Here is a 15749-nt window from a genome sequence, read left to right on the forward strand (position 1 = left end):
AGATATCCACACAACAAAACCAAAAAAATATGAGGATGAATGAATATTTTTAATAATAATTTACATGAAACGGATAAAGAGATTAATGAAATAATAAAGCATGAAAAGCTACGTCAAAGTAGCGTAATCGAGCTTATTGCATCAGAAAATTTCGTAAGTCCTGCTGTGCTTGAAGCTCAAGGGGCGCTTCTGACTAACAAATATGCTGAAGGATACCCAAGTAAGCGATTCTATAACGGTTGCGAGGAAGTAGATAAAGCTGAAAATTTAGCTATAGAACGAGTAAAAAAACTCTTTAACTGCAAATATGCAAATGTCCAACCTCATTCAGGATCACAAGCAAATCAGGCTGTATATCTTGCTTTATTACAGCCGGGTGATACGGTTCTTGGTATGTCCTTAGATAGCGGCGGGCATCTAACGCACGGTGCAGCTCCTAATATGTCTGGTAAATGGTTTAACGCCGTTTCTTATAGCGTAAATAAAGAGACTTATTTAATCGATTATGATGAGATTGCACGCTTAGCGGATTTGCATAAACCAAAATTACTTATAGCCGGTTTTTCTGCTTATCCTCGTAATATTGATTTTGCAAAATTTAGAGAAATCGTGGATAAAGTAGGAGCTTACTTTATGGCAGATATTGCTCATATTGCAGGACTTGTTGCCACAGGTGAGCATCAAAGCCCTATTCCTTATGCTCACGCTGTTACCTCTACTACTCATAAAACACTTAGAGGTCCAAGAGGCGGTTTAATTTTATCTAACGATGAAGCGATAGGTCACAAAATAAATTCTGCATTATTTCCAGGACTACAAGGTGGTCCGTTAATGCATATAATAGCTGCAAAAGCCGTAGCTTTTTTAGAAAATTTGCAGCCTGAATATAAAAGTTATATTCAGCAGGTAATAAGTAACGCTAAAGCTTTAGCAAGTAGCTTGCAAGAAAGAGGATATGATATATTAACAGGTGGTACCGATAATCATATTGTTTTAGTGGATTTGCGTAAAGACGGAATCACGGGTAAGCTTGCCGCAAATTCTTTGGATAGAGCAGGGATTACGTGTAATAAGAATGCTATCCCGTTTGATGAAACTTCGCCTTTTATCACTTCAGGTATTCGCCTTGGTACTCCCGCATGTACTACTAGAGGCTTTAAAGAAAAGGATTTTGTATTAGTCGGTCATATGGTAGCAGATATTTTAGACGGCTTAAAAAATAATGAAGATAATAGCGCTCTTGAGCAGAAAGTATTAAATGAAGTGACAAAATTAATTGAATTATTTCCGTTTTATGGCTAATTTAAATAAACGACCTGATTGGATAAAAGTAAAAGCTCCTAATTCTACAGAGTACTATAATACAAAGGATTTAATAAAGAATCTGAGATTAAATACTGTGTGCGAGGAAGCTGCTTGTCCTAATATTGGTGAGTGCTGGTCAAAAAAACATACAACTGTGATGATTTTAGGTTCGGTTTGTACTAGAGCTTGTAGGTTTTGTAACGTTAAAACGGGTAGACCGGATTTACTTGATCCCTATGAACCGCAAAGGTTAGCGGAGGCGGTACAAAAGCTAAATCTTAAGCATGTAGTAATTACTTCCGTCGATCGTGATGATCTTGAGGATGGTGGAGCGTCACATTTTGCGGAGTGTATTAGCGAAATCCGAAAATCATCGCCAAATACTACTATTGAGATTCTAACACCCGATTTTTTAAGAAAAGAAGGAGCAGCTGAAATAATAGCAAACGCAAAACCTGACGTTTTTAACCATAATGTTGAAACAGTACCGTCTTTATACAAAACGATTAGACCAGGGGCTAGATATTATAATTCTTTAAGCTTACTTCATAATATTAAAAAATTATCTCCTGAAATTTTTACAAAATCCGGTATGATGGTAGGACTTGGAGAAGAAATAAATGAAGTAGTACAGGTTATAGATGATTTAAGAGAAGCAAAGGTTGATTTCCTAACTATCGGGCAGTATCTGCAGCCTACCAAAAATCATGCTGAGGTCGCAAAATATGTTACGCCGGAAGAGTTTAAATATCTAGAGCGAGTAGCAAAAACAAAAGGATTCTTGATGGTTTCGGCAAGCCCGCTAACCCGTTCTTCATACCATGCCGATGAGGATTTTCAAAAATTAAGAGAGAATTACCAACAAAAACTGGTGTCTTAAAATATCATGCTTATTGCCTGTGTGGTCAGTTTTCAGAGCTATTATTCTTTGTTTACTAAAGTAAATAATCCTTATGTTGATTAATTTATATATATGATATCATACGTGTAACACACGTGTATACGAGTATTTTATGCAGAAGAAATTGACAATTACTATAGATGAAGCGGTTTATTATAGGCTTTATTCTGTAATAGGTGAACGTAAAATTAGCAAATTTATTGAGCAACTTGTAAAACCTTATGTAATTAATGAGAAGTTTGGAGCCGCTACAAAGCCATGGTTCAAGATACAAAAGCTGAGGAGAAGGCCAATGAGTGGGTAGAAGGGTTAATAGAACGCGATTTTTATGAAAAGAGCTGAGGTATGGTGGTCGACTTTAATCTTTTGTTAGGTGGGAAGTCGCTAAGGTAAGACTGGCAATAATTACTCAAATGCTTTATTAAATCGTGTGCAAGTAATACCTTTAACTAGTAACATCGATAAATGCTATCCTTGTGAAGCCTACGTAATGATAGGTAGCAAAAAAGGTAAAGCCATGACTGATCGAATAATGACAGTAAGCAAAGTAAGATTAAAATCTAAAATTAACGTTATCTCTAATGAAGATATACAGCTTTTAAAATATGCTCTTAAGTTACAGCTAAGTCTATAAAGACTATTTATTCAATATTTGGTACAATGATAAACGTAGAAATTGTAAGAAACTACAACAAATGGCGTGAGTATAAGCAGATAAATAAGAGTTTAATCAAAAAAATAACTCAAAATATTTTATTGCGGTTTGATGATAATTTTAGTAAAATAAAACAATTTGAATTATCAATTTTACTAACAAATGCTGCAGAAATATTGACCTTAAACAAACAGTTTCGTAATATAGAAAAAGCTACTAACGTTCTTTCTTTTCCAAGCAACGAATTAAATTGGCAGGATTTATACTCTAAACTTGAATTTTTAGGTGACTCTGATTATATGCATTTAGGTGATATAGCATTTTGTTATGAGGTAATATATAACGAATCGTGCGAGCAGCACAAAACTTTTGAGAATCATTTTATTCATCTTTTAATACATAGTATTTTACACTTAATTGGTTTTGATCATCAAAATGACACAGAAGCAAATATTATGGAAAATCTAGAAATTGAAATATTATCATATTTCAGTATTTTCCCCCTTATTAACTAAATAAAAAAATTTATGTTAAAATCTTCAAAACAAGAAGATTCTAGTAAAAAAAATCAAAATAATAAGTTAATTTTTACTGTACGAAAATTATTCTCTCCGATAAAAAATTTTTTTAGAAAAACAAAAACGCCCGATAATTTTTTTGGTGTCATAAAACGCCTTAAAATTAATAGCCAAAAAATGACTTTAGACGCGCGTAATATTTTAGCTAATTTATTGGAGCTAGAAGATAAAACTATTGAAGATATAATGGTACCGCGTTCCGATATTGCGGCAATAAAATTAACTACGAATCTAGAAGAATTAAGTGAGTCTATTAAGTTAGAAGTCCCACATACACGAACTCTTATATATGATGGTACTTTGGATAATGTAGTAGGGTTCATTCATATCAAGGATTTATTTAAAGCATTGGCTACAAAGCAAAACGGTCGTTTAAAAAAGCTTATACGTAAGCATATAATTGCAGCTCCTTCTATGAAATTATTAGATTTGTTAGCAAAAATGCGTCGTGAGAGAACACATATTGCAATAGTTGTTGATGAGTATGGCGGTACTGACGGTTTAGTTACTATTGAAGATCTGATAGAAGAAATAGTAGGACGAATAGATGATGAGCATGATCAGCAATTAGATAGCGATAATTTCAAGGTTATTAATAACTCAACAATTATTTCAAATGCACGTGTTGAAGTAGAAGTGCTTGAAGAAATAATAGGAGAAAAGCTACACAATGATTATGATGAATTTGATACGATAGGTGGATTAGTATTGACTAGAGTCAGTAGTGTTCCGGCTATCGGTACTAGAATAGATATTTCAGAAAATATTGAAATTGAAGTTACAGACGCAACTCCTCGTTCTTTAAAACAAGTCAAAATTAGACTAAAAAACGGTTTGAATGGTCAATGAATACGAATTTAGAGTCGGTGTGTCCTCTAAATTCGTTAAAAATATTTTGTTATTATATTGCAGCTTGTGCTTCATTTCCTATCATCGGACTTTCTTGCGAAGTTGTGTCTGTATAATGCTCATATGCTAGCATTGCTCCCATTGTTGCTACTATATTGGCACCACATTTGAGAATAAAAGCCAGAGATTTAAGTAAATCACCTGCTATCACATAAATTCTAACAGTACATGCTCTTACTACTGCAAGCTTACCATACCAAGGGGTTGGTATCATCACTTCTAAATAATTCGACTATTTTGTTAAGCATAAAAGTAAACCTAATTAGTTAATGTTTAGTTATGCGATATATAACTAAACATTAACTAATTGTCAATGATAATTACCATGAAACATGGACAATATAATTTTATGCAATTATTGTCACTTGACTTAGCAGAGAAATTTGAGTTAAATATCAAAGCTCTATACATAAAAAATTATCATTATGAATGAATTATATATTAAACTACAAAATTACAGTAGTACATATTCTGAAGAAATGGTTACAAAAACAAAAATGCTTGAATTTTTAAATGAATATGAAAACCCTTTTAGTTGAGATTTACAAATAGGACATTTCATTGCTTCGGCTTTTTTACTTAATAATGATAAAACTAAATTTTTATTGATGCACCATAAAAAGCTTGATAAGTGGCTTCAACCAGGCGGTCATTGTGATGGAGATAGTAATATATTAAATGTAGCGGTTAAAGAAGCTATAGAAGAATCCGGAATTAATGAAATCAAAACGATAAATAAGGAGATTTTTGATATAGACACCCATTATATTCCGCGAACTCATAAGGAGCTTGCTCATTATCACTATGATGTACGATTTTTACTAAAAACAGTAAATAATGATAATTTTATAAAAAATAACGAATCGAATGAACTTAAATGGTTTAACTGTTCTGATTATTTAAAATTAGATATTGAGCTAGAACGTTCTGTTACTAGAATGATAGAAAAGTTTATGACAATTAACCATCCTGCTTGTTAAATATAAATTATTGCTCTATAATAAATAGCGTTTTTTAAATAAAATGTAAATCAAATGCCATCATCTAGAATTTTTTCATTCCGTAGTAAGAACAAGGAAGATAATACTCCAAAAAACCTAGAAATTACGCATCCAGATTCAATTAATAAGAACAGATATCCGAACTCTTTAGCAGGCGAAGTGGTTACTATTAAACTTAAGGATTAACCTCAGCCTCATAATTTTATAAAGAGTGAAAAAGTTACCCTAACTTCATTTAAACCGCCTTCTTATTAAAGTAAAGACGATATCTTAAAGGATTTTGAGATTTTCTTAGATAATATAGAGACTAAAGCTTTAGGAGAGATGGATTCATAGTAACATCGATAGTTTTATGCTGTAAGGTTCCTAGCTAAAAAGGGCATTACCCGTGTGGATCAAAAAACGCGTTCGGTGTCATACCGTGGCTTGACCACGGTATCTTGGTATAGACTTGTATTCTTAGATTCCGTGGTCAAGTCGCGGGATGACAATAATTTATTTTATGCTATTTTTTGATATTCAAAATATATTTTTCTTACTGCATAAATCCACGCTAAGCATACAAAAGTAAATATCACCATTAGAATTGGTGAGATTAAGGTAAAAGTAGCGGTTGGAACTAAAGTAAAAATAATAGATTGCACAAGACCGCTAGAGGATTTGCCGACTTTGGCACTTATCACGTCAACCGCAGCTTTGCCTTTGGTTTTAAGCTCCTCATCAAGAGGGATATATAACATTTCTCTTGAAGTATCCCATATAGAATATTTAGTACCTTTAGCTAAAATATTTTGAATACCACCGATTGAAACGGCAAGAGCAAGAGGTGACATTAAAACTGCTCCATCAAATAATGATAAAATTTGTTGGTCAAATACGATAAGTACAAAGAACAAAATGCCGGTCACCATTATTATAACCGGTGAAATAACTGCTGCTACAAACCAATTGTGCATACGCATAATGTTATTACCGATGATGGTCATAACCATTATTGCCACGCCTGTCCAAAGTATATACAGACTGTTAAATTCAGCATAGGTATTTACAGTCGGATATAATTCCTTAATTTTTGCTTTCCATACGGCTTCGACTAAGTTAATAGCAAATCCGAAAGTTGCTGAACAAATTAAAAGTAGCCATAAATATTTTGATTTCGCAATATATTTAAAGCTTTTAATTAGCCCCATACGTTCTGAAGTTGAGCGACCGCTTTTTGCTTTAGCATAAAATAACGGATTAGTAAAAACGTTCTTGCTAATAAATCTAACTAACAAACAACAAATAATAGCAACAATTGCCACAATTGTCGTGGATACTTGAACTAAAGTGATTTTACTATCCGAAATACTCATAAACTTCTTAATAATAGTATCTTCCGATGATAGATTCATCATTAAAAAGCCGACTAATATTAAAGAAGAGTTGCCGAATAGCGAAAAGAGAGTATAAAATCTTTTTGCTTCTTCGGTAGTAGTAAGTTCATTAGCAAACTGCCAAAATAATAATACGTAAAAAATATTAGGCCAAAGCTCGGCAAGACTATAATATACTATATAACCCCAATTACCTACTAATGAGATGTACCACTTAAAATGAGGATAACGTTCCATCCAGTCAGCTAGATTATCGGGATGTACATGAAAAATATGAATATTAGGATAGATTACAAAAGTGAATAAAACAAAAAAGCTGATAAAAAATGCACTTAAATAATAAAAGATCTTTTCAAAAGTAAGATAATTAATCATTTTAGCATAAATAATCACGAATAAAGCAGCAGCAGGCGTAACGCAATAAACTTTAGCAAAACCTGCTATTTCTGCACTAATCTCGGAGATTAAAATACTATCTTTTAAGATTCGTAAAACGTTTTGATTAAATAAAATACAAAACATTAAGGTACTCATCGGAATAAACTTTCCGAGTTCGTAATTATGCACAGGCCAAAATGCTGCTCTGAATTTGTTTTTAAACGATCGTGATGAGGTACTTAGCATTATAAATCCCTAAGGACAAAAAAAAAAACTTAAGCACTTCAAGATTTTATGAAAAGATATTTCCCCTAAAACTTTAGAGCCTATATACTTGTTATTACATTCTGAGGGTGCTGAACTTATACAATATATTTAGCCTTTTGTCAAGAATTACTAGATACTCTCAATGCTAGATAGTAATAAACTACAGGAATATTGTGACCTTTATAATAATTATACAAAGACACATAATTTAGGTAATTAATATTTAAAATCAGGTAAAATAGTAATGCAAACAGAGCATTATAGGGTGTTGTATTACTCGGCGTTATCCCGTGGTTTGTCCAGAGATTCCAGTAAAAATAAATTAAAAATGGATTTCCGCTTTCGTGAGAATGACAAAGGGGAAGTCAGGAATGACATAGAAAGAAGTCAGGATGACATCAAAACTTTCCTAATCATCCTCTCTATCTTCAACTCACTGGAAATATTTTTTTAGCTCGTGACAAAAGTTTTATTGAAACTTTGAGAAGCTACGGTGAAGTTTATTTAATAAATTGGCTAGAGATTGAGGAACCTAAATATTTATAGACGACTATGTGCATAAAATAATCGAAGTAATAGATAATTTGAAAATTAAAGACATTAATTTAATAGGTCATTGTATCAGCGGTAACCTTGCGATAGCTACAAACGTACTTATGCCTAAATTTATCAAAACTCTGACTTTACTTACCTGCCCGTGGGATTTTTCTTATTTTTTCTATATAAGAATGTTGCATCGATATTTAAAACTAGATAGTGGCATAGACAATTTACGATAATTCCTAAAATTCATATTCAAATTTTATTTTTTCTTTTATTCCCTGATTATTTCAATGCTAAATTAAAAAATTTTTTCTCTATAACTTCCGATAAGGAGCAAGAATTAGCATTGAGAATAGAGAATTGGCTTATGTCAGGTAATAGTATATCTAAGGAGGTTTATAATCAAATTATACAAAATATATTAGATGAAAATATGTTTATAAATCTTAAATGGAAAATCGAATAATTTTATTATTGATCCGAGTTTAATTCATTGTCCTGTATATATATAGCAGCCGAAGATGATCAAATAGTACCTAAATTTTCCATTTTACCTTTGCAAAAATTATTAAAAAACTCTAAGCTTATAAGATGTAGCAGGCGGACATATTAGTTATTTAATAAATGATAAACTAGATAAATTGTTTAAGGAGTACACATTATGACAAAACTGGTTTATATAACTTATGCGAAAAGGACTACTTTCGGCTCGTTTATGGGTAGCCTTAGTACAACGGCTGCACCTATGCTTGCTGTTCATTTAATAAAGGATATACTGCAAAACAGCACAATCGATCCAGCTTTAGTAGGTGAGGTAATCCTTGGACAGGTAATAACCGGCGGTAGCGGGCAGAATCCGGCGAGGCAAACTCTGATTTATGCGGGAATACCGAAAGAAGTGCCGGGCTATACGATTAATAAAGTATGCGGCTCAGGTCTTAAAAGCGTAGTACTTGCAGCAAATTCAATTATGATGGATGATAATGAAATAGTTATAGCAGGTGGGCAGGAGAATATGTCGTTCTGTATGCACGGTAGCTATATCAGAGCAGGAGCTAAATTCGGCGATATTAAAATGGTTGATCTAATGCAGTATGACGGATTAACCGATGTATTTTCAGGAGTATTTATGGGTATTACAGCCGGAAATATCTCGAAACAGTTTAATATTAGCAGACAACAGCAGGACGAGTTTGCCTTAAGCTCTCACAAGAAAGCAGCTAAAGCACAGCTAGCAGGAGTTTTTAAAGATGAAATCTTACCTGTCGAAGTAACGATTAAAAAAACTACTAGTTTGTTTGATCATGATGAAACAGTAAGACCTGATATCAGCCTTGAAATTCTGAGTAAATTATGTCCTGCTTTTGATAAAAACGGTGTAGTTACAGCGGATAATGCTTCCTCTATTAATGACGGTGCGGCATGTCTTATGGTAGTTTCCGAAGAAGTTTTGAAAAAGCATAATTTAACGCCGCTAGCTTGTATTGTTTCTTATGCTTCAGCCGGTGTTGATCCAAGTATTATGGGTACTGCCCCTGTTCCTGCATCCAAAAAAGCTTTAAGTAAAGCAGGTTGGAGCGTGAATGATTTGGAAGTTATCGAGGTTAATGAGGCGTTTACCGCTCAAAGTATTTATGTAAACCGTGAAATGAAATGGGATATGGAGAAGGGTAATGTTAACGGTGGAGCAATAGCCATCGGTCATCCGATCGGGGCAAGCGGCGGACGTGTACTTATTACTCTGATACATGGCTTACGCAGAGCTAAAGCGAAAAAAGGCTTAGTTACTTTATGTATCGGTGACGGTATGGGTATGGCTATGTGCGTTGAAGCGGTTTAAATGTGCATTTGACTATATAGGCATTCATTGCTTTATTTGCTAAAGAAGAAAGTTGTATTCATCTGAATTAACTATAATTCATTGTAATATATATCTGATCTAATATCTCTACAACCTAATAATGCATCATTCCCATCAATTAAACAAGACAATATATAACTTAAGGTAGCTAATTGTATGCTTGGTGACCAGTTTATAGGATTCCAATAAGACCAAATGCTAGACACTATATATTTAATAATTTCCTTATTATTTTGCATTTATTATATCCTATTTGGGTTAAGGAAATATATTAAATGAATTTATAAAATACTAAATTTTATTAAATCATTAATAATTTGGTGATAATTGTGTTAATTATACACATCTTTATATGCTATAAATAGTAACATTAAAAAGTTGTTTACTTCTTCTAGTTTCATACTTAGGATATTTCTATTTTAAGTGTACACTTCTTTTGATGTACAATCAATCTGATGAACAAATCAAATCTATCCTCGGTGTATGGAAGATTATTGAAGTACTAACTCCTAATAAAAACGAAAATTTAAATAGATATTTTGACATTATTAGAGAACATACCGATAAAAAAGGCAGTTTTAGTTGCAAACTGGATAAGAAAGAAACACTTTGTTCTTAAAAGATGCTTAGTTTGTGGATAAAACAAAACTCGGTATTGATCTTGAGAAAAGCGAAGTAGCAGTGCATTAGCATATTTATCTCGGTTATTTAAAATGGTCGGGAGCTGCACTTGATATTTTAAAGAAAATCCAAAATATCACTAAATTAGATCAAGAGTTCTTAAATGATTATAATAACCATCAAGATAAGCAAGAGCAACCGACAAACACCTATTGCTGGTTTAACTATAGATGAAAACGGTAAATATATTGAAGGATTGATGGTTATCTCTACTGCTGCTTATGCTCTCGGTAGAATCATGAGAGATGAATTCCAAGAAAAAGAATTAAAAGATTTGCCAAATTTTGTGGATAATAATAACAGCCTAATAGAGGAAGTATTTTCAGAAAGTGAGAGAATATATTTTAAGGATAAAAAGCAAGATTCTTGAGTTAAAACTCTAGATTTAAAAATGATCTTGTAGTGCAGAAGTTAGAAATGGACAAAAAATATTTATTTAGCCGCTCTGAAATATGCTTAAGAAGAGTTACCTCGCATAAAAAGAAAAAAGATAAACCGGTAATTTATAATTTTGCCGCTCCTTCCTTAGAAATGTTTAATAGTTTTTTTCTAAGACCATTAGATTTTGTACGAAGTAATATAGAAAAGTTTGACTCGGAATCAGCAATTGCCAAATATCTCGGTAAAGAAGATAAGCCGGATTCCATAGATGTTTTAAAGCATCAAGAAAGTCTACAAGAACTGTTATCTCCATTTATGATGCAACCGATGCGTTGGTGTTCATCGCCGATTCACTCTCTTGCGGTACTGCAAGCTGTTGCGATTAATTTGGTATTACCCTCTTTTCAGGAAAGCTTTTTGCTGTTAATGGTCCACCTGTACAGGAAAACCACTATACTTTTTGATCTTATAGCAAATATCTATGTAGATCGTGCTTCTTATTTAGCAACTTTAGAAGATCCTAAGGAGGGGTTTCAAAATAAAAAATCTTCCTTACATACACCAAATTTTGATTATCATGTTAATTCTTTAAAACCGGAATTACAAACTTACGGTATGGTTGTTGCATCATCTAATAACAATGCCGTTGAAAATATATCTAAAGAAATATCGTTATATAGTAAAATAGATAAGCTATATCATAAAGATTTAAGTTATTTTAAATAACTTTTATTGAAAGAGGAAAAAGAGAAAGATAGGGGTATATTTGCTGCGGTGCTCGTTAATCATGGAAATAAAAAGAGATTTTCAAATAAGTTTTGGAAATATAAAGATGAAGAAGAAAACGATGATAAGAATGATGAAAAACATACAATGCTGTAATATCTTAATCTGTTAGTTAATAATAAATGTAGAGATAAAGCCCCTGCACATTTTAAACCTGAGTATTGTAATTCTATAGATGAAATTAATAATGAATGGAAAGAAGCGTGTGCTGGTTTTAACAATTTATACAGTGCAATTCATGAAGTTTATGAAAATATTGCATCAGTTATTGAATTTAATAAAAAGACAAGAGAGTTAATTAAGGAAGAGGATTGATATATGCAGAAAAAAAGAAGAGTAAAATGAGTTAGAATTAGAGCTTTTATAATCAAGCTCTAATTCTAACTCATTTTACTCTTAAAGTTAATAAGTCATGATAAATAGCTTGAATAGTCGTTCTAGGTATTAATATAACTCATAAACCCTTTCTAAACCCTTCCATACAGCTAAAGTTAAGGCTATAGTACTATAAGTTTTGGTAATAGTATTAATAGCCGGATTGCTCATTAGAGGGATTAGTTGCATGCATACTTTACTTAAGCCTTTACTAGCAGCATAAGTTAAAACCGTTTCACCATTGCTATTAATAGTACTAATAGCCTGATTAGACATTTTAGAGATTAGTTGCAAACTTTATCTAATCCTTTATAAGCAGCTAAAGTTAAAGCCGTATCGTTGTTATCGTCTATCTTGTTAAGCGTGTCACCGTTTAGCTCTTTAACTAAATTTTCTGCTTCTTCTTCCGTACTTTCTTTTATTACTAAAATTAGTTGATTATATTTTAGCTCATCAAGCTTGAGGTTTTGCTGTTGTTTTGCTTGTTCGTCCAATAGTTTTCTTTTTTCTTCCTCTACTTGTTGTGTTTCCTAGTTCTTGCTTTTGCTGTTCTTCATATTTCGTTTCTGTTTTTTTTGGTTATAGTTTTATTTCTGTACAGATATTCATTAATTATTTTAAATGTTGCCTCGCCTATGTTGTTCCAAGGAAGATAAAGCGACGTTAAAGATCTATTAGCTTTAAGTGCTGCAGCTAAATCTTTTGCTTGTTCATCAGTTATATTTTTATTACTAAGGTCACTTGTTGTACTTTCGGATAATCTTTTGTGCCAGTTTGTTTTAAAAATGTTTAGTATGAACATAATTACATTCTTATTAAAGTCTATAAATTTTAATATTTTGTTAAAAATGAGCTATAGATAGAATCATAATAAGAAACTTTAAGAACGCAATAGAAATTTTACTAAAAGCATAAATAAATTGGAATTGATTTAGGGAATTTTTGAATAGATAGAAGATTAAGAGAGATTATTTTAATAAATGATAATAATTACAATTAGTAATTTAATATATTAGTTAATTATTTTAAACAATCAGTTACTACATGTGCAGCAACCGCAATCTCATTAGCAATTGAGGTTGTGTCTGTTGCACTTAAGGACAATGACCGCTCTATTTGCCGGCGTGTTACTAAGTATAGTACCGGACAATTTTTAAAAAGCCCTAGATGTCATCCCTACGAAAGCAGGGATCCAGGCTAAAAAATCTTAATTTTAAAGATTTTTTATTATATCATTTTTTTCAAGGTAAAACTTTTAAAAAAGCTTTAAAGTACTGGATTTTCGCTTTCGCAGGAAGGCATTGTTGTGTGGATCAATTTCACCTCTGTCATCCCGTGGCTTGACCACAGGGTCCATAAAAACAATAAAAAATACTAATATTATTAGTATTTTTAACTGGATTCCGCGTTCAAGCCACGGGGGGGATGACAGAGGTGAAATTGATCCACACAACAATGCCTTGCGGGAATGACAGTAGCACCTCAAATTGTTTGATTAAATCAGTCATAATTTAATCCTTTAAATAATATCTCAACTACTAAGCTATGATTATTGTAAGTTGAGTATTGAAGTGTTATAATATCTTATGTGGGTTCGTCCTTTCCCACCAATGAGCTGAAGAGGTCGTTTACTGGGTAGCGGGATACGATTTTGTATGTTGTGATTGCGTAGTTAACGCCTTAGATTTATTCCTTAATTTCTGCTATTTTGCATCTCGATTATATACCAGCTACCGGCTTCATCTTTAACCTTTAAATCCAATATGCTTTTTTTCCTTTATTGAGCATAGGTACTTGCTCTATGGGCATAAACTCTATTTCTTTAATTCTAAAACCCTCCTGAAGTTCAAGAACTGCATTGATACATTCCTTTAATCTCTCTAAATCACGAAAGATTTTTTTAAACAAACTATCATTCGTTGGGTCTAAATATCTTTGCATATTAATTACTACTTTTAGTATTGCTTATATTATTTTCTATATTTAGTAATTATGGCTTTTGATATCTTACTTATGTACTTTCTGAATAAACCGTAATTTTTTGGTGTGTAATTGCTACTCATATATAAATTCTATTAAACCTAAGGTTACAGGAGATAAACCTTATATTTATATAGTGTATTATAGGTTTTCCTACTTATGATTTAGCAGATTTGTATAATTTATGTTGTAATCAAAAGCTGAAATAGCTAGGTTATTTTGAATAAATAGAATTTAACTATTGTAAGAAGTAAAAAATGAAAGAACAAAGATTATTTATAAATGAGATGAATTATATAAATCAACACTTGGAAATACAGAAGGAGTACAAGGTTGGTGTTGGGGTTTGTTTCACAAATACGATAGTAGTTTACCTTATGCTTCTTGGCATACTAATGAAGATATAAATGATATAAGAAGGACAGTTTCGCAAGGCGTAAATAATATATTTAATGAAGTAATAGATGGTTTTCGCAACATAAGTGATATAAAATTGGCTACCTTAGAGGAAGTAACACAATTAAAAGATTTAGTAGCAGATGATAAAGTAAAATTAGGATGTACCATGTGTAATAATGGTAGCACAGACTGTAGTAATAAAGAAGAAACATTGAAATTTTTAAACCTTTATATTTCCGACCCAACCCTTGAGCTTTATTTAAGTCCTCACTCAATTCTGGTAATAGGTGCAATTTTTATACACAAAAACTGAAAAATTTTGGTATAAACAATTAATTCTATTAAAAAAAATTTTTACAAAAAGCCCTCCAATCCCTTATTTTACGAGGAATAGCCCCTAGTTTGTATAGCGTACATATTTTTAGAAAAAAATGGCTAAAATTGGTGAAATTTGTAGAAAATAACGTATAAGTAACAGAAAATATTAGAGAAAAGTCTAGCATAAACTAACATATGAATAGCATAGAACATATTAGTAGGTTTGTATTAAGAGCTGAAATCCTTGTTAAATCAAGGCAATAAGGCGATAATGTGTATTTGCGAACCTAAATTTGAAAGGCGGAAATCTTGATTACTCCTTGGCTTTTCCATTCGATAAACTACAAGAATTGGCTAACTATCCAGACTGGCGGAGAGAGAGGGATTCGAACCCTCGATACGGTATGACCCGTATAACGGTTTAGCAAACCGCCGCCTTCGGCCACTCGGCCATCTCTCCGGTTATGGCTTTACTTTATATCATCTAATAAGCACAATTTCTAGAATTATTTTATAATTTTTCTAACTCAATATAATCATTTTCCGGCTTTACGGAATTGCCCATAATCAAAGCTTCCTTATCACATTCGGATGGCCCTTTAAAGTCCATATACCAATAACTAGGTAAATCATCCCAACTACGGAAATATTCAATATATTTGTAAAACTGTTTAGCCTTGGCTTCAAGAGTTTTAATATCCGTGTTATCATCACAAATATCAAAAAGTTGTTGGGTTATGTAATAAATAGATTTAGTATCATTTTTATATTTATCTATTAAGTACTCTATAATTTCGATTCGCTTGTTTAAGCTAAGATTATAAGAGTCTGAAATTAACAATTTTACAAAATGCTCACTATCACTACAGATGCTAAATAATATGTTCTGAATGTTCTCAAATAATTTCTGATATTTAACTAAAAATCTATTCCAAGTTATTGCTTTAAGATTGACAAAACTCTTATAGTCTTTTGGTTGGCATTCGGGAATATATTTTTGTAACGGAAAAATTGAGGTTATCTGAATTTTGATGAAAATTGTTTAATTCTTCAAA

The 15749-nt window shown here is 32.0% G+C and carries 22 protein-coding genes, 1 tRNA gene and 2 pseudogenes; 16 read left to right on the top strand and 9 right to left on the bottom strand.

Annotation, left to right across the window (positions count from 1 at the left end):
* The first annotated feature begins 39 nt into the window (after nt 1-39).
* The 5 genes and pseudogenes from glyA to tlyC all read left to right on the top strand — a co-directional run bounded on the left by glyA (nt 40) and on the right by tlyC (nt 4288).
* On the top strand, nt 40-1302 hold the full coding sequence (glyA, locus tag ABVF33_RS00650; RefSeq protein WP_499705865.1) for a serine hydroxymethyltransferase: 1263 nt from the start codon (nt 40-42) through the stop codon (nt 1300-1302).
* Nucleotides 1295-2185 (top strand): lipoyl synthase, encoded by an 891-nt coding sequence (gene lipA / locus ABVF33_RS00655; protein WP_499705866.1) that lies wholly within the window; start codon nt 1295-1297, stop codon nt 2183-2185. Before glyA ends, lipA begins: the two co-directional genes overlap by 8 nt.
* Before the next feature lie 433 nt (nt 2186-2618).
* A pseudogene (locus ABVF33_RS00660) lies at nt 2619-2840 on the top strand (type II toxin-antitoxin system PemK/MazF family toxin); the annotation flags it as partial.
* A 26-nt stretch (nt 2841-2866) separates the two neighbouring features.
* Nucleotides 2867-3376: an rRNA maturation RNase YbeY gene (gene ybeY / locus ABVF33_RS00665; protein WP_499705867.1), complete on the top strand. Its 510-nt coding sequence runs from the start codon at nt 2867-2869 to the stop codon at nt 3374-3376.
* A 12-nt stretch (nt 3377-3388) separates the two neighbouring features.
* Nucleotides 3389-4288 carry a hemolysin C gene (gene tlyC, locus ABVF33_RS00670; protein ID WP_499705868.1) on the top strand — a complete coding sequence of 300 codons (900 nt, stop codon included), beginning with the start codon at nt 3389-3391 and terminating at the stop codon, nt 4286-4288.
* A gap of 52 nt (nt 4289-4340) precedes the next feature.
* On the opposite strand, the gene ABVF33_RS00675 is transcribed toward tlyC, so the two are convergent.
* A complete protein-coding gene (locus ABVF33_RS00675; protein WP_499705869.1) occupies nt 4341-4562 on the bottom strand; it encodes a hypothetical protein in 222 nt (73 codons plus the stop codon).
* Nucleotides 4563-4773: 211 nt separating this feature from the next.
* Here ABVF33_RS00675 and ABVF33_RS00680 point away from each other — a divergent pair, with 211 nt between their 5' ends.
* From ABVF33_RS00680 to ABVF33_RS00690, 3 genes are read left to right on the top strand one after another with little or no spacing between them, the layout of a single operon-like run.
* Nucleotides 4774-4887 (top strand): nucleoside triphosphate hydrolase, encoded by a 114-nt coding sequence (locus ABVF33_RS00680; RefSeq protein ID WP_499705870.1) that lies wholly within the window; start codon nt 4774-4776, stop codon nt 4885-4887.
* Nucleotides 4888-4896: 9 nt separating this feature from the next.
* Nucleotides 4897-5328 (top strand): NUDIX hydrolase, encoded by a 432-nt coding sequence (locus ABVF33_RS00685; protein ID WP_499706120.1) that lies wholly within the window; start codon nt 4897-4899, stop codon nt 5326-5328.
* Nucleotides 5329-5382: 54 nt separating this feature from the next.
* The gene (locus tag ABVF33_RS00690) at nt 5383-5535 is read left to right on the top strand and encodes a hypothetical protein (protein ID WP_231282964.1); all 153 of its coding nucleotides are present in this window, start codon (nt 5383-5385) and stop codon (nt 5533-5535) included.
* 314 nt (nt 5536-5849) lie between these two features.
* Here the strand turns inward: ABVF33_RS00690 and tlc5 are convergent, their stop codons facing one another.
* The gene (tlc5, locus tag ABVF33_RS00695) at nt 5850-7349 is read right to left on the bottom strand and encodes a GTP/GDP exchange transporter Tlc5 (protein ID WP_499705871.1); all 1500 of its coding nucleotides are present in this window, start codon (nt 7347-7349) and stop codon (nt 5850-5852) included.
* 349 nt (nt 7350-7698) lie between these two features.
* Between tlc5 and ABVF33_RS00700 the strand changes: the two are divergent.
* Nucleotides 7699-8379 (top strand): annotated as a pseudogene (locus tag ABVF33_RS00700) (alpha/beta hydrolase).
* Between the two features lie 195 nt (nt 8380-8574).
* Nucleotides 8575-9753 carry an acetyl-CoA C-acetyltransferase gene (locus ABVF33_RS00705; RefSeq protein ID WP_499705872.1) on the top strand — a complete coding sequence of 393 codons (1179 nt, stop codon included), beginning with the start codon at nt 8575-8577 and terminating at the stop codon, nt 9751-9753.
* A gap of 71 nt (nt 9754-9824) precedes the next feature.
* Here the strand turns inward: ABVF33_RS00705 and ABVF33_RS00710 are convergent, their stop codons facing one another.
* A complete protein-coding gene (locus ABVF33_RS00710; RefSeq protein ID WP_148206975.1) occupies nt 9825-10013 on the bottom strand; it encodes a hypothetical protein in 189 nt (62 codons plus the stop codon).
* Between the two features lie 200 nt (nt 10014-10213).
* Here ABVF33_RS00710 and ABVF33_RS00715 point away from each other — a divergent pair, with 200 nt between their 5' ends.
* The 4 genes from ABVF33_RS00715 to ABVF33_RS00730 all read left to right on the top strand — a co-directional run bounded on the left by ABVF33_RS00715 (nt 10214) and on the right by ABVF33_RS00730 (nt 11718).
* On the top strand, nt 10214-10393 hold the full coding sequence (locus ABVF33_RS00715; protein WP_014411028.1) for a hypothetical protein: 180 nt from the start codon (nt 10214-10216) through the stop codon (nt 10391-10393).
* A 165-nt stretch (nt 10394-10558) separates the two neighbouring features.
* Nucleotides 10559-10825, top strand: coding sequence for a hypothetical protein (locus tag ABVF33_RS00720; RefSeq protein ID WP_146610387.1), 267 nt, complete (start codon nt 10559-10561; stop codon nt 10823-10825).
* 47 nt (nt 10826-10872) lie between these two features.
* Nucleotides 10873-11562: a DNA helicase gene (locus ABVF33_RS00725; RefSeq protein ID WP_499705873.1), complete on the top strand. Its 690-nt coding sequence runs from the start codon at nt 10873-10875 to the stop codon at nt 11560-11562.
* 6 nt (nt 11563-11568) lie between these two features.
* Entirely contained in the window at nt 11569-11718 is a 150-nt protein-coding gene (locus tag ABVF33_RS00730) for a hypothetical protein (RefSeq protein ID WP_012151252.1), read from the top strand.
* Nucleotides 11719-12066: 348 nt separating this feature from the next.
* On the opposite strand, the gene ABVF33_RS00735 is transcribed toward ABVF33_RS00730, so the two are convergent.
* From ABVF33_RS00735 to ABVF33_RS00745, 3 genes are read right to left on the bottom strand one after another with little or no spacing between them, the layout of a single operon-like run.
* Nucleotides 12067-12273: a hypothetical protein gene (locus ABVF33_RS00735; RefSeq protein ID WP_499705874.1), complete on the bottom strand. Its 207-nt coding sequence runs from the start codon at nt 12271-12273 to the stop codon at nt 12067-12069.
* A gap of 8 nt (nt 12274-12281) precedes the next feature.
* Complete coding sequence (locus tag ABVF33_RS00740; RefSeq protein ID WP_499705875.1) at nt 12282-12491, bottom strand: hypothetical protein; 210 nt, start codon at nt 12489-12491, stop codon at nt 12282-12284.
* A gap of 59 nt (nt 12492-12550) precedes the next feature.
* Nucleotides 12551-12799, bottom strand: coding sequence for a hypothetical protein (locus ABVF33_RS00745; protein WP_499705876.1), 249 nt, complete (start codon nt 12797-12799; stop codon nt 12551-12553).
* Nucleotides 12800-13301: 502 nt separating this feature from the next.
* On the opposite strand from ABVF33_RS00745, the gene ABVF33_RS00750 reads away from it, so the two are divergent.
* Nucleotides 13302-13469 (top strand): proline/betaine transporter, encoded by a 168-nt coding sequence (locus ABVF33_RS00750; RefSeq protein ID WP_499705877.1) that lies wholly within the window; start codon nt 13302-13304, stop codon nt 13467-13469.
* Between the two features lie 280 nt (nt 13470-13749).
* Here ABVF33_RS00750 and ABVF33_RS00755 read toward each other — a convergent pair whose 3' ends face one another.
* Nucleotides 13750-13938: a hypothetical protein gene (locus ABVF33_RS00755; protein WP_499705878.1), complete on the bottom strand. Its 189-nt coding sequence runs from the start codon at nt 13936-13938 to the stop codon at nt 13750-13752.
* 385 nt (nt 13939-14323) lie between these two features.
* Here ABVF33_RS00755 and ABVF33_RS00760 point away from each other — a divergent pair, with 385 nt between their 5' ends.
* Nucleotides 14324-14689: a hypothetical protein gene (locus ABVF33_RS00760; RefSeq protein WP_499705879.1), complete on the top strand. Its 366-nt coding sequence runs from the start codon at nt 14324-14326 to the stop codon at nt 14687-14689.
* Nucleotides 14690-15062: 373 nt separating this feature from the next.
* Here ABVF33_RS00760 and ABVF33_RS00765 read toward each other — a convergent pair.
* Nucleotides 15063-15154, bottom strand: a tRNA-Ser gene (locus tag ABVF33_RS00765).
* Nucleotides 15155-15205: 51 nt separating this feature from the next.
* Nucleotides 15206-15535 carry a hypothetical protein gene (locus ABVF33_RS00770; RefSeq protein WP_499705880.1) on the bottom strand — a complete coding sequence of 110 codons (330 nt, stop codon included), beginning with the start codon at nt 15533-15535 and terminating at the stop codon, nt 15206-15208.
* Nucleotides 15536-15749: the final 214 nt, after the last annotated feature.

The sequence above is a fragment of the Candidatus Rickettsia barbarica genome (genome assembly GCF_041477405.1).
In the GTDB taxonomy this organism is placed as follows: Bacteria; Pseudomonadota; Alphaproteobacteria; order Rickettsiales; family Rickettsiaceae; genus Rickettsia; species Rickettsia rickettsii.

What these genes read in the sequence shown, in the direction of transcription:
- tlc5 (WP_499705871.1), bottom strand. Translation starts at nt 7,349, where the DNA reads ATGCTAAGTACCTCATCACGATCGTTTAAAAACAAATTCAGAGCAGCA.
- ABVF33_RS00745 (WP_499705876.1), bottom strand. Translation starts at nt 12,799, where the DNA reads ATGTTCATACTAAACATTTTTAAAACAAACTGGCACAAAAGATTATCC.
- ybeY (WP_499705867.1), top strand. Translation starts at nt 2,867, where the DNA reads ATGATAAACGTAGAAATTGTAAGAAACTACAACAAATGGCGTGAGTAT.
- ABVF33_RS00680 (WP_499705870.1), top strand. Translation starts at nt 4,774, where the DNA reads ATGAATGAATTATATATTAAACTACAAAATTACAGTAGTACATATTCT.
- tlyC (WP_499705868.1), top strand. Translation starts at nt 3,389, where the DNA reads ATGTTAAAATCTTCAAAACAAGAAGATTCTAGTAAAAAAAATCAAAAT.
- ABVF33_RS00755 (WP_499705878.1), bottom strand. Translation starts at nt 13,938, where the DNA reads ATGCAAAGATATTTAGACCCAACGAATGATAGTTTGTTTAAAAAAATC.
- ABVF33_RS00690 (WP_231282964.1), top strand. Translation starts at nt 5,383, where the DNA reads ATGCCATCATCTAGAATTTTTTCATTCCGTAGTAAGAACAAGGAAGAT.
- ABVF33_RS00705 (WP_499705872.1), top strand. Translation starts at nt 8,575, where the DNA reads ATGACAAAACTGGTTTATATAACTTATGCGAAAAGGACTACTTTCGGC.
- ABVF33_RS00675 (WP_499705869.1), bottom strand. Translation starts at nt 4,562, where the DNA reads ATGATACCAACCCCTTGGTATGGTAAGCTTGCAGTAGTAAGAGCATGT.
- ABVF33_RS00710 (WP_148206975.1), bottom strand. Translation starts at nt 10,013, where the DNA reads ATGCAAAATAATAAGGAAATTATTAAATATATAGTGTCTAGCATTTGG.
- glyA (WP_499705865.1), top strand. Translation starts at nt 40, where the DNA reads ATGAATATTTTTAATAATAATTTACATGAAACGGATAAAGAGATTAAT.
- ABVF33_RS00715 (WP_014411028.1), top strand. Translation starts at nt 10,214, where the DNA reads ATGTACAATCAATCTGATGAACAAATCAAATCTATCCTCGGTGTATGG.
- lipA (WP_499705866.1), top strand. Translation starts at nt 1,295, where the DNA reads ATGGCTAATTTAAATAAACGACCTGATTGGATAAAAGTAAAAGCTCCT.
- ABVF33_RS00735 (WP_499705874.1), bottom strand. Translation starts at nt 12,273, where the DNA reads ATGTCTAATCAGGCTATTAGTACTATTAATAGCAATGGTGAAACGGTT.
- ABVF33_RS00725 (WP_499705873.1), top strand. Translation starts at nt 10,873, where the DNA reads ATGGACAAAAAATATTTATTTAGCCGCTCTGAAATATGCTTAAGAAGA.
- ABVF33_RS00720 (WP_146610387.1), top strand. Translation starts at nt 10,559, where the DNA reads ATGATTATAATAACCATCAAGATAAGCAAGAGCAACCGACAAACACCT.